Raw genomic sequence first — 11966 nt, 5'->3', positions numbered from 1 at the left:
GGGAATGGGAACGAGGCGGCCCCACCTGCGCCGGCAACCTCTCCGCCCTCTGCCGGGCCCACCACCAACTCCGACACCACTCCCCGTGGCGCATCCAACAACCCGAACCCGGCGTCATCGTCTGGACCAGCCCCCTCGGGTTCGAATACGCCACGAAGCCACCCCCGCAGACCGCGCATACGGCAGCGCACGCCCCGGACCCACCGAACCCGTACATACCCGAGTGGGAATACTCGCCCGTCACACAAGCAGACCTCGACGACAACTGGCTATGGGAGTACGAGAACGGCCTCACCGACCAACCCCCACCGGGATGGCACCCCGACCCCGGACCCACCGCTGACGCCGAGCCTGCCTCGGCTTCACGCGGACGCGAGTGAGCTCGCAGCCCTGCCGGCGGGTCGGACCCTCCCGCGCGAGCGACTGACTCGAAGAGGCCGGAGACGACCGCTCCGGGTCAGTCGCGCTCCGGGTCAGTCGCGCTCCGGCTCAGTCGGCGAGGTCGAAGCGATCTCGTGCCGCCTCGATCTCGGAGAGATGCGCGTCGGCCCACGCGACGAGCACGTCCACCGGATGACGAAGCGTCTTCCCGAGGGGCGTGATCCGGTACTCGGCGGTGAGCGGCCTGGTGCGGATGATCACCCGCTCGACGATGCCGTTGCGTTCCAGCCGGCGCAGCGTCGCCGTGAGCGACTTCTGTGTGACGGGAGGGATCGCGCGGCGGAGCGCATTGAACCGTGCCGGCCCCTCGCAGAGCTCGTTGAGGACGGCGAGCGACCACTTGTCGAGCACCTGGTCGAGCAGCTCCCGATGCGGCGCGGCGATCTGCACATCGACCGCGTGCACGGCGGGTGCGGAAGCGGTATCGGGCATGGAACCTGGTCTCGTTGAAGTGTCCGGAAACTCCTAGGTATACAGAGGATACCTACCCGCCGACACGAGGAGATCCTCATGACCGTCACCTGCCTCACCCCCGAGGACATGACCCAGAACGTCCCCTATGCGCATGTCGCCGTCGGCACGGGGACCCGGCACGTCCACGTCGCCGGGCAGGTGGCGCGCACACGCGACGGGGCGCCCGTGGCTCCGGGCGATCTGGCCGGCCAGGTCGCCCACGCGCTGCGCAACACGCATCGGGGGCTCCGCAGTGCCGGGGCCGAGTTCCGCGACGTCGTCCGCCTCACGTTCTACGTCACCGGCTGGGCCCCGGAGAAGATGGGCGACGTCATGGCTGGCCTGGCGCAGGTCTCGGAGGAGATCGGCCTCACTCTGCCGCTGCCGCCGGCGTCGCTCATCGGCGTGGACTATCTCTTCGAGCCGGATGTCCTCGTCGAGGTGGAAGCAACGGCCGTGCTCGACTGACGTCCAGCTCCGCGAGCCGCTCCCCGGAACGACGAAACCCCCTCGCAAGGAGGGGGTTTCTCTGGCGGTGACGGTGGGATTTGAACCCACGGTAGGGGGTTACCCTACACAACTTTTCGAGAGTTGCACCTTCGGCCGCTCGGACACGTCACCGCCGACAAGCTTAGGACAACTCCGCCGCCAGCGCGAATCGGGCGGTCACCGGCGCGGCACCCGGGCGAGTCGCAGCGCGTGCGCCTCGTCGGCCGACGAGACCCCCGACTGCGCCATGGCCGCCCGCAGCTCCCCCGCGAGGCCGTCGAGCAGCGCGCCGACCCCCTCTGCACCGCCCGCGGCGAGCGCCCACCACACCGGCCTTCCGACGAACACGGCACGCGCGCCGAGCGCGAGCGCGGCGAGCGCGTGCCGTCCGTCGCGGATGCCCCCGTCGACGTACACCTCGGCATCGGCCCCGACCGCCTCGACCACCTCGCCGAGCGCGTCGGGAACGAGCACCGACCCCGCCATCCGCCTGTGCCCGTGCGTCGACACGAGAACACCCGCCGCCCCCGCATCCACCGCTCGGCGCGCATCGTCGCCCCGCAGCACGCCCTTCACGACGACGGGCAGGCCCGTCGCCTCGCGCAGCCGCCCGATCTCGTCCAGCCCCGGGGCCGTCGTCGGGCGGCCCTCGATGCGGGCACGCTCATCCGCCGTGAGGTTCGCGAGCCGCGCACGCGCCCTCCCCTCCGGCCAGTTCACCGGCTCGACGTGCGGCGGAACGCGCAGAGCCGTGAGCTCGACGGTCAGCAGGATGGCCGACGCGCCCGCCGAGGCCGCTCGTTCGGCGAGCACGTACGTCAGCTGCCGCTCGGCGAGCACATACGTCTGGAACCACCACGGCGCCCCCTGCTCCGCGATGCGCGCGAACGGGATGGCCGTGTTCGTCGAGACGCCGAGGAGCGACCCCGATGCCGCGACCGCGCGCCCGGTGGCCGCCTCGCCATCCGGATGCGCCGCCACCTGCTGTGCCATGGGCGCGACGAGCAGAGGATGGTCGACGGGAGCCCCGAGCACCGTCGTCGCGAGCGCCGGGCCCGTCGCGCCCCGCAGCGCCGTCGGCCGCAGCTCGACGGCGTCCCAGCGGTCGGCCTCGGCCTCCGCGACGCCGTCGGCCGTCGCGGCCACGTAGTCGGCCACGTGCGGGGGGAGCCGCCGCGCCGCACGGCGCCGCAGCATGTCGATCTCGGCGCGGCTCATGCGGCGAGCGTACGCGGGCGGCGCCTCACTGCGCCTCCACCTCGAGCACGAGCGCCGACGCCGGCGCGAGCAGCGGCGTGCGCACCCCGACGGTCTCGAGCAGAGCACCCGGCAGCGTCACCTCGCCGTCGGCGACCCACGGCACCGGCACGACGTCGAGGAACCGCGCGGCCGTCAGCTCCCGCACGACGCGCACGCGGTACGTCAGCGAGGGGTCGAGCCCCGGCAGCCGTAGCGCGGGCGGCACCGCCCACTCCCCCGTCCGCTCGCGCGTGAGACGGTAGAGCCCGTGCCGTCGGTCATCCGAGACGGCGCCCGTGAGCACCGTGCCCTCGTCGGCCGTCGCCCGATGCAGCAGCCGCCCGGAGTGCATGAGCGGCCGCAGCCGCTTGTACGCCGCGATCCACGCGGCCAGCTCGCACCGCTCGTCCGCGCCGAACCGCGTGATGTCGGTCTCGATCCCCGCAGAGGCGAACAGGGTCGCGGCCATCCGGAACCGCAGCTCCGTGACGCGATCTGTCGTGTGCGCCCGAGCAGGGCCGACATGGCTCCCGATCAGCTCGGGCGGAAGCAGCGCCTCCGTCCACCGCTGGATGCGCGTCCGCTCGAGCGGGTCGTTCGTGTCGGACGCCCACACGCGGTCGGTGCGCGCGAGGATCCCGAGGTCGACCCTCGCCCCGCCCGACGAGCACGACTCGATCTCGACGGCCGGATGGCGACGGCGCAGCTCGTCGAGGAGGGCGTAGACCGCGCGTGTCTGCGCGTCGACCCCCGCCCGCCCCGCATGCACCGCCTCGAGCAGATCGCGGTTGTGATCCCACTTGAGGTACTCGATCGGGTACTCCGTCAGCAGGGCGTCGAGCCGGTCGAGCACCCACGCCGACGCCTCCGGCCGCGCGAGGTCCAGCACGTGCTGCTGGCGCCAGGTGCGCGTCGCGCGATCGGATGGCGTGAGCAGCCAGTCGGGATGCGCACGCGCCAGCTCGGAGTCGGGGCTCGCCATCTCGGGCTCCACCCACAGGCCGAACCCCATCCCGCGCTCCTGCACGTGCGCGACGAGGGCGTGCAGGCCGTCGGGCCACACGTCGGGGTCGACGGCCCAGTCTCCGAGGCCCGCGTCGTCGCTGCGTCGTCCGAGGAACCATCCGTCGTCGAGCACGAACCGCTCGACGCCGACCTCCGCCGCGGCGTCGGCGAGGCGCACGAGCGGTTCCAGGGTGTGGTCGAAGTAGACCGCCTCCCACGTGTTGAGCACGACGGGCCGCGGCGAGCGCGGATGACCCTCGCGCGCCCGGAGCGAGCGATGGAACCGATCGGAGACGCCGTCGAGCCCGGCGTCGCTCCACGCGAACCACGCCGTCGGCGCCGTGAACGAGTCGCCGGGGCCGAGCACGACCTCCCCCGTGCGCAGCAGCTCACCCGCGCCCAGCACGCTGCGCCCCTCCGGCAGCCGGTCGACGCGGAACACGGCGTCGCCGCTCCACGCGAGGTGCACGGCCCACAGCTCGCCCGACGCGTCGCCGAAACCCGGCGTCCCGAGCACGGTCAGCAGCGGCGCATCGTGCCCCGTCCGGCCGCGCCGCGACTCGCGCGCCGTCGACCCCATCACGGCGGCACGGCGCTGCGGTGCACGCTCGCGCGTCCACCTCCCGCCGAAGTCGAGCAGCTCGTCTGCCCGTGCCGGCACGGGCAGCGTCGCGTCGAGCGCCGCGAGAACCACGTCGCCGTCTCCCGCGTTCTCCACGCAGTGGTCGACGTGCAGGATGCCCGCGGCGTCGAACCGCAAGGAGCTCTCGAGCCGCAGCCCGCCGTCCTCCGCCGAGAGCGTGAAGCCGCGCTCGTCGTGCGAGACGGCGACGACACGCCATCCCGGCAGCAGCGGAGCGCCGTCGAGCGAGCCGGCGATCCCGGGCCGCCCCTCCCAGCCGTCGCGCTCGGTCGGGAGGATCGTGAGCGGCCACGGCACGTCCAGCGCGCTCGCCGACACCTGCCGCGCCGACGCGGCGTCGAGCGCCGCAAGGGCCTCGGCATCGACGGCACCGGGATCGGCACCCCAGTGGAGCACCTCGGGCAGCTCGTCGCCGCGGAACGCCACGACGAGCGCCGCCCCGCCCGCGCGGAAGAGCTCCGTGGTGCGCGGCGGTGCCGCCACGGCGGTGGGGATCAGGGTCATGCGGTCCTCCGTCTCGACGACATCGTCGAAGACAGATTCCCTCGCGGCGCCCTAGTTTGTCAACTTCTGAAACAAAGATCAGGCGAGGAGGGTGCGGATGGCGAGCCCCGCCCCCGCGCGCGCCCACTCCGAGAAATCCCACGTGCGCACGTCGAGATCGACCTCGGCGGCGTCCTTGTCGAGCCGCTCGGCGAGCGAGCGCCGCACGGCGTCGTCGGCGAACTCGAAGACGGCGATGCCGTCGCCCGTCACGACGACCTTCTGCGGATCGACGAGGTTGACGACGGTCGCGATGAGCACGCCGAGCGCGCGGCCGGCGTCCTCGAACGCCGCGAGCGCGATGGCGTCGCCCGCCCGCGCGGCCGCCACGACGTCGTCGTAGCCCGCGCCCGGCTGCCGGTACGCGTTCACGATCGATGCGTTCACGAGCATGCTCGACGCGCACCCGCGGTGCCGCAGGCCGCAGTGCGGCCCGGCCTCGTCGACGATGAGATGGCTGATCTGCCCCGAGCGGGCGTGCGCCCCCTCGAGCGGGCGGCCGTTGGCGACGAGGCCGCAGCCGATCCCGACGCCGACCGTGATGAGCGCCATGTCGTCGATGCCCGCGCCCGCGCCGAACCAGTGCTCGGTGGCCGTGAGCGCCTGCACGTCGTTCTCCACGGCGCACGGCAGGCCGGTCGCCTCGCGCACGAGCGCACCGAGCGGCACGTCGGTCCAGTCGAGGAACGCCGAGCGCTGCACGAGCGCGCCGTCGCGCGTCTGCATGACCTGGCCGGCGATCGCGATGCCCACGGAGACGAGCGAGGGATGCTCCGCGGCGAACATGCGGGCGACATCCGCGATCTCGGCGACGACGTCGGCGACCTCGCGCGACGGCAGCGCCCGCTCGAACGAGGCGACGGGCTGCGCGCGCAGGTCGGTCACGACGGCGTAGAGCGTGTCGCCCGTGAGCTTGACGCCGAGGAAGTGCCGCGCGGACGCGCGCAGCTGCAGCATCTCGGACGGGCGGCCCGTCTGGGCCATGAGCCGCGTCTCGCCCTCCGCGAGGAGGCCCTCGTCGACGAGGGAGCGCGTGATGCGCGTGAGGCTCGCTCGCGACAGGTGCAGGCGGCGGGCGATCTCGGCGCGCGGCAGCTCCCCGTGGATGAGCACCTCGAGGAGGGCCGCGCGCATGGCGGGCGAGAGCTCGTCGATCGCGATGTTTGTCACTCTCCTGAACATAGTCTCTTGTGCCCGCTCGCGAGCGCTGAGAGGATCACCATATCTTTCCGCGATCAGCGAGGATCCCACCCCATGACGACCGTCAGCTGGCGCGCCCCGCGCGTCGCCCTCACCCTGTCCGCCCCGGCCGACGGCCCCGTCTCGGTGCTGTCGCTCCGCCCTGCCGACGCCGCCGAGCCGGAGCCGCTCGTGCCGGAGGCCCACGGCGAGCAGCCGCTCGTCGAGCTCACGGCATTCGGCCACGGCCGGTTCCCCGGCAGCTTCCGCCACGTCGACACGATCATCGGCCGCGCCCTGCGCTACGTGTCGCACGAGGAGCTGCCCGGCGAGCTGCGCGTCGTGCAGGAGGACGCGAGCAGGGGCCTGCGCGTGGTGAGCGTCTTCCAGGCCGCGGACGCCCCGGCCATCCGCACCTGGACGGAGGTGACGGCCGCGGACGAGCTCGTCCTCGACGCCGTCTCGACGTTCGCGACGGGGTCGTTCCTCGCCGACGCGGGCCTCGGCTCGGTCGACGGGCTCGTCGTCGCGCACGCCGACAACGACTGGATCGCGGAGAGCCGCTGGCGCGTGGAGCCGCTGCGCACCGCGGGCCTCGTCGACGTGCACCGCGCGGCCCACCACCACCAGCCGCCTCGCACGCGCCTCGTGCTCGGCAACCGGGGCTCGTGGTCGAGCGGCGAGAAGGCGCCCACGGCGGCCCTCGCGGCCGTGCACGGCCGCTACGCCCTCGCGTGGCAGGTCGAGCACAACGGGCCATGGCTCGCCGAGCTCGGCGAGAACGGGCGCGGCGCGTACTTGCTCCTGAGCGGGCCGACCGATCAGGAGCACCAGTGGAGCGTCCGCCTGCGCGGCGGGGAGACGTTCCGCACCGTGCCCGCGTCGCTCGCGGTCGCCACGGGCGGAGTCGAAGAGGCGCTGCAGGCGCTCACGGAGCAGCGCCGCGCCGTCCGGCTGCCGCGCGAAGCCGACGACGCGCTGCCGATCGTCTTCAACGACTACATGAACACGCTCATGGGCGACCCCACGACCGAGAAGCTCCGGCCGCTCGTCGACGCGGCGGCGGACGCCGGCGCCGACGCGTTCTGCATCGACGCCGGATGGTACGCCGACGGCCACTGGTGGGACGGCGTGGGCGCATGGGAGCCGTCGGAGCGGCGCTTCCCCGGCGGCCTCGCCGAGGCGACGGGGTACATCCGCTCACGCGGGATGACCCCGGGGCTCTGGCTCGAGCCGGAGGTCGTCGGCGTGCGGTCGCCGCTCGCGCGGACCCTCCCCGACGAGGCGTTCTTCTCGCGCGGCGGCGTGCGGATCGCCGAGCACGGGCGCCATCTGCTCGACCTCCGCCATCCCGCCGCCCGCGCCCATCTCGACGCCGTCGTCGACCGCCTCGTCTCCGAGTACGGCGTGGGCTTCTTCAAGATGGACGAGAACACGATGACGGGTCCGGGAAGCGACCGCGACGGCCTCGCGCCGGGGCAGGGCCTGCTCGAGCACGCCAGGGCCCTCCTCGACTGGATCGACGGCGTGCAGGAGCGCCATCCGCACCTCCTCGTCGAGAACTGCGCGTCCGGCGCCATGCGCATGGACTACGCCATGCTCTCGCGCCTGCACCTGCAGTCCACCTCCGATCAGCAGGATCCCGTCCGCTCCGCCACGATCGCGGCCGCCGCTCCCGCGTCGATCCTCCCCGAGCAGGCCGGAAACTGGGCGTACCCGCAGGCGGGCATGAGCGACGAGCTGCGCACGTTCTGCCTCGTGAACGGCGTGCTCGGCCGCCTCTACCTCTCCGGCTACCTCAATCGGATGGCCGCGCACGAGGTCGACGCCGTGCGCGCGGCGCTCGACGCGCACCGCACCGTGCTCCGCGACATCCGCGACCGCCTGCCGATCTGGCCGCTCGGCCTCCCCGCCTGGGAGGACGAGTGGACCTCCCTCGGCCTGCGGACGGGCGACCACGCCTACGTCTCCGTCTGGCGGCGCGGTGGCGCGGGCTGCGCGCGCCAGTCGCTCGCGTGGGCGCGCGGACGCGCGCTCGACATCCGCCCGTTCTTCCCCGCGACCGCCGGCGGATGGGCGTGGTCATGGGACGCGGACGCCGGCGAGCTCGAGATCACGGCGCCGGCGGACGAGCCGTCTGCGCGCGTACTGGAGCTGCGGGCGGGGTGACGCCGGGGCGCCCGGGCATCCGGGCGCCCCGCATCCTCAGGCCGCCGCGGCGGCCTTCGCGCCCTCCCACTCGCCCGTGAAGTGGTTGAAGCACACCGTGTTGTCGAGCGTGGCGCGGTCGGGCGGCGCCTCGCCGCTCACGACCTTGCCGATGCGCTCGGGATCGGGCGCCGCCATCGCGAGCAGCCGCGTGTAGTCGTGATGCGGATCGAGGATGACGGCGTCGGAGGGCCCCCGCTCGACGACGCGCCCCTTGTAGAGCACGAGGATCTCGTCGGAGAAGTGGCGCGCCGTGGCGAGGTCGTGCGTGATGTAGAGCACGGCGAGGTCGTCCTCGCGCTGCAGCCTGCCCAGCAGGTTCAGCACGCCGAGCCGGATGGAGACGTCGAGCATCGACACCGGCTCGTCGGCCAGCACGACCTGCGCGCCCGGCGCGAGCGCCCGCGCGATCGCGACGCGCTGCCGCTGCCCGCCCGACAGCTCGTGCGGGCGGCGCGACGCGAAGGACGCGTCGAGGTTCACGCGCTCGAGCATCTCGACGACGCGCTCGTGCGTCTCGTCGGCGCCGCGCGTGCGCTTGTGGATGCGCAGCGGACGGGCGATGTGGTGCTCGATGGAGTGGAACGGGTTGAGCGACGCGAACGGATCCTGGAAGACCATCTGCACGTGGCGGCGGTACTCCGCCGGCGGTACGGGGCGCCCGTTGTCGTGCGTCACCTCGATGACGCCCGACGTCGGCGTCTCGAGCTTCGAGAGGATGCGCGCGATCGTCGACTTGCCCGACCCCGACTCGCCGACGAGCGCGACGGTGCGGCCCGGCACGAGGTCGAACGACACCCCGCCCACGGCGCGGAAGCGGCTGCGGCGCAGGCCGTCGCGCACGCTGAACTCCTTGACGAGATCCTTCACGCGGACGCTGGTCATGCCCGCACCTCCTCGTGGTCGATGCCGGATCGGATGAACGCGCCGCGGGAGCCGCTGAGGCTCGGGAACGAGCCGAGCAGCTTGCGCGTGTACTCATGGTGCGGGTCGCGGTACATGTCGTCGGCCCCGCGCAGCTCGACGATCTCGCCGCGCAGCATGACGGCGATCCGATCGCTGATCTCGAGCAGCAGCGGCAGGTCGTGCGTGATGAAGATCACGGCGAAGCCGAGTTCGTCGCGCAAGCGCACGATCTCGCGCAGGATGTCGCGCTGCACGACGACGTCGAGCGCCGTCGTGGGCTCGTCCATGATCATGACCTGCGGCTCGAGGATCATCGCCATCGCGATCATGACGCGCTGGCGCATGCCGCCCGACAGCTCGTGCGGGTACGACGCGAGCCTCGACGGGTCGACGCCGACGCGGCGCAGCACGTCGGCGGCGCGCTCGCGCCGCTCGGCCTTCGCCATCTTCGGCCGGTGAGCCTGCAGCACGTCCTCGAGTTGCGCGCGCACGGTCAGCACGGGGTTCAGGGCGTTCATGGCGCCCTGGAACACCATCGAGAGCTTCGACCAGCGGAACGCGCGCAGGCGCTCGTCGCCGAGCGAGAGCAGGTCGACGTCGTCGCCGTCGCGATCGTGGAACACGATGCGTCCGCTCGCGATGCGCGCCGGCGGCTTGTGCAGGCGGTTCACGGCGTAGGCGAGGGTCGTCTTGCCGCACCCCGACTCGCCGGCGAGGCCGAGGATCTCGCCCGCGCCGAGCGTGAACGTCGCCCCCTTCACGGCCGTGACGGGCTGCTCGACCTCGTAGACGACCGAGAGGTCGTCGACGGTGAGCACGGGGCGTTTCGTCGCGCTCATGCGGCGCGCTCCTTCCTGCGCGCCTCGCGGCGCGCACGGCGCTCGCGGCGCGCGTGCAGGCGCACGTTCTTGAGCTTGGGGTTGATGATCTCGTCGATGGAGAAGTTCACGAGCGAGAGGCCCATCCCGAACAGCGCGATGATGAGCCCGGGCGGCACGAACCACCACCACGCGCCGAGCGACAGCGCGAAGCCGTTCTGCGCGTAGAAGAGCATCGTGCCGAGGGTCGACGAGTTCGACGCCCCGAGGCCGAGGAACGACAGCCCCGCCTCCCCGAGGATCGCGGCGATGACGGCGAAGACGAACTGCGAGGCGAGGACGGGCAGGAGGTTCGGGAGGATCTCGACGGCGATGACGCGCCAGGCGCGCTCGCCCGCGACCTTCGACGCCGAGACGTAGTCGCGGCTGCGGATGGACAGCGTCTGCGCGCGCAGCACGCGCGCCGAACCCGCCCAGCTCGTGATCGCGAGGACCACCGCGATGGTCCAGAGCCCGCGCGCCTCTGCGGGCACGAACCCCGAGATGACGATGACGAGCGGGAGGCCCGGGATGACGAGGAACACGTTCGAGAACAGCGAGAACGCCTCGTCCGCGAACCCGCCGATGTAGGCGCCGAGGATGCCGAAGAAGGCCGACAGCACGGTCGCGAGCACGCCGACGATGAGGCCGATCTCGAGCGACCCGCGCGTCGCGAAGGCGAGCTGGGCGAAGACGTCCTGGCCCGTCTGCGTCGTGCCGAGGAGGAACTCGGCGCTCGGCGGGGTGAGCCCGATGCTGCGGATGGCCGCGGGATCGCTCACGAAGAGCGGCCCGAGCAGGCCGAAGAGGGTGATGCCGCCGATGAGCGCGAGGCCGAGCGCGAGCCACGGCGTCATGGTCGGCAGCATCTGCCGGATCGCCGAGCGCGAGCGCTGCGCGCGGGCGGCGCGCTGCTCGCGCGCCGTGCGCGTCACGATGGTCTCGGTGGCGTCGGCGACCGACGGCTCCGTGGTGGGGGCGATGTTGGTCATGGCGATCAGCTCCGTGCCCGCGTGCGGGGGTCGATGAGGCCGTAGAACAGGTCGACGACGAGGTTGGCCCCCAGCACGGCGAGGGTGATGAAGAGGAACAGCCCCTGCATGAGCGCGTAGTCGTTGTTCGTCACGGCAGACAGCAGCTTCGATCCGATGCCGGGGTACGAGAACACCTGCTCGGTGACGACGGAGCCCGACACGACGAAGCCGAGCGAGATCGCGAAGCCCGCGATGGACGGCAGAACGGCGTTGCGCGCCGCGTAGCCGCGCAGGATGCGGCCGTTCGAGAGCCCCTTCGCGTGCGCCGTCAGGATGTAGTCCTCCGAGAGCGTCGACACCATCATGTTGCGCATGCCGAGCAGCCATCCGCCGAGCGAGGCGATGACGATCGTGAGCGCCGGCAGGAAGCCGTAGTAGAGCGCCGAGCCGATGAACTCGGCGTTCCAGCCCGGGTTCAGGACGACGTCGTACCCGCCCTGCGAGGGGAACAGCCCCAGGATGGTCGCGAACAGGTAGACGAGGATGAGCGCGAGCCAGAAGTACGGCACGGCGGCGAGCAGCGTCGTCGCCGGCACGAGCGAGTCGAGCCACGTGCCCGGCTTCCATCCGACGATCGCGCCGAGCCCGACGCCGATGATGAAGGACAGCACCGTGGCGATCCCGATGAGGGCGATCGTCCAGGGCAGCGACGTGCCGATCACCTCCGTCACCGGCGCCGGAAAGTAGGTGACCGACACGCCCAGGTCTCCGCGCAGCACGTTCAGCAGGTAGCTGCCGTACTGCACGATGAGCGGATCGGACGTGTTGCCGCCGAGGAGGAGCTCGTAGGCCGCCCGGGTCTCGGCGTTCACCGTGCCGCCGCGCTGCTGGAGCTTGGCGAGCAGGATGTCGACCGGGTTGCCCGGCAGCAGCCGGGGGATCAGGAAGTTGAGCGTCAGCGCCGCCCACAGGGCGACGAGGTAGAAGCCCAGCTTCCGCAGGTAGTAGTTCACGCTGTCGATCCCTTCA

At 72.5% G+C, this 11966-nt stretch carries 10 protein-coding genes and 1 tRNA gene; 2 read left to right on the top strand and 9 right to left on the bottom strand.

Translation table 11 applies throughout. The annotated features are described in order from the left end of the window. Positions 1 to 489 precede the first annotated feature (489 nt). The gene (locus ACWGPF_RS11705; RefSeq protein ID WP_452332992.1) at positions 490 to 873 is read right to left on the bottom strand and encodes a winged helix-turn-helix transcriptional regulator; all 384 of its coding nucleotides are present in this window, start codon (positions 871 to 873) and stop codon (positions 490 to 492) included. Positions 874 to 951: 78 nt separating this feature from the next. Between ACWGPF_RS11705 and ACWGPF_RS11700 the strand changes: the two genes are divergently transcribed. Next, positions 952 to 1362 carry a RidA family protein gene (locus tag ACWGPF_RS11700; protein ID WP_452332991.1) on the top strand — a complete coding sequence of 137 codons (411 nt, stop codon included), beginning with the start codon at positions 952 to 954 and terminating at the stop codon, positions 1360 to 1362. Between the two features lie 62 nt (positions 1363 to 1424). Here ACWGPF_RS11700 and ACWGPF_RS11695 read toward each other — a convergent pair. The 4 genes from ACWGPF_RS11695 to ACWGPF_RS11680 all read right to left on the bottom strand — a co-directional run bounded on the left by ACWGPF_RS11695 (position 1425) and on the right by ACWGPF_RS11680 (position 5983). Continuing rightward, positions 1425 to 1515 (bottom strand) — tRNA-Ser (locus ACWGPF_RS11695). Between the two features lie 45 nt (positions 1516 to 1560). Next, entirely contained in the window at positions 1561 to 2601 is a 1041-nt protein-coding gene (locus ACWGPF_RS11690; RefSeq protein ID WP_452332990.1) for an alpha-hydroxy acid oxidase, read from the bottom strand. Between the two features lie 25 nt (positions 2602 to 2626). Then, on the bottom strand, positions 2627 to 4774 hold the full coding sequence (locus ACWGPF_RS11685; RefSeq protein WP_452332989.1) for an alpha-galactosidase: 2148 nt from the start codon (positions 4772 to 4774) through the stop codon (positions 2627 to 2629). Between the two features lie 78 nt (positions 4775 to 4852). Then, complete coding sequence (locus ACWGPF_RS11680) at positions 4853 to 5983, bottom strand: ROK family protein (protein ID WP_452332988.1); 1131 nt, start codon at positions 5981 to 5983, stop codon at positions 4853 to 4855. An 84-nt stretch (positions 5984 to 6067) separates the two neighbouring features. On the opposite strand from ACWGPF_RS11680, the gene ACWGPF_RS11675 reads away from it, so the two are divergent. Next, positions 6068 to 8161 carry a glycoside hydrolase family 36 protein gene (locus ACWGPF_RS11675; protein WP_452332987.1) on the top strand — a complete coding sequence of 698 codons (2094 nt, stop codon included), beginning with the start codon at positions 6068 to 6070 and terminating at the stop codon, positions 8159 to 8161. A gap of 36 nt (positions 8162 to 8197) precedes the next feature. Here ACWGPF_RS11675 and ACWGPF_RS11670 read toward each other — a convergent pair whose 3' ends face one another. Genes ACWGPF_RS11670 through ACWGPF_RS11655 form a run of 4 tightly spaced genes read right to left on the bottom strand, consistent with a single transcriptional unit; the run spans position 8198 to position 11950 of the window. Further along, positions 8198 to 9085, bottom strand: a complete 888-nt coding sequence (locus ACWGPF_RS11670) for an ABC transporter ATP-binding protein (protein ID WP_452332986.1) — start codon at positions 9083 to 9085, stop codon at positions 8198 to 8200. After that, positions 9082 to 9945 (bottom strand): ABC transporter ATP-binding protein, encoded by an 864-nt coding sequence (locus tag ACWGPF_RS11665; RefSeq protein ID WP_452332985.1) that lies wholly within the window; start codon positions 9943 to 9945, stop codon positions 9082 to 9084. The genes ACWGPF_RS11670 and ACWGPF_RS11665 overlap by 4 nt, the downstream gene beginning before the upstream one ends. Then, complete coding sequence (locus ACWGPF_RS11660; protein WP_345438812.1) at positions 9942 to 10955, bottom strand: ABC transporter permease; 1014 nt, start codon at positions 10953 to 10955, stop codon at positions 9942 to 9944. Before ACWGPF_RS11660 ends, ACWGPF_RS11665 begins: the two co-directional genes overlap by 4 nt. A 5-nt stretch (positions 10956 to 10960) precedes the next feature. Then, positions 10961 to 11950 (bottom strand): ABC transporter permease, encoded by a 990-nt coding sequence (locus ACWGPF_RS11655; RefSeq protein WP_452332984.1) that lies wholly within the window; start codon positions 11948 to 11950, stop codon positions 10961 to 10963. Positions 11951 to 11966: the final 16 nt, after the last annotated feature.

This window comes from Microbacterium sp. NPDC055683, from assembly GCF_053617895.1.
This window is presented reverse-complemented; position numbering and strand designations above follow the sequence as displayed.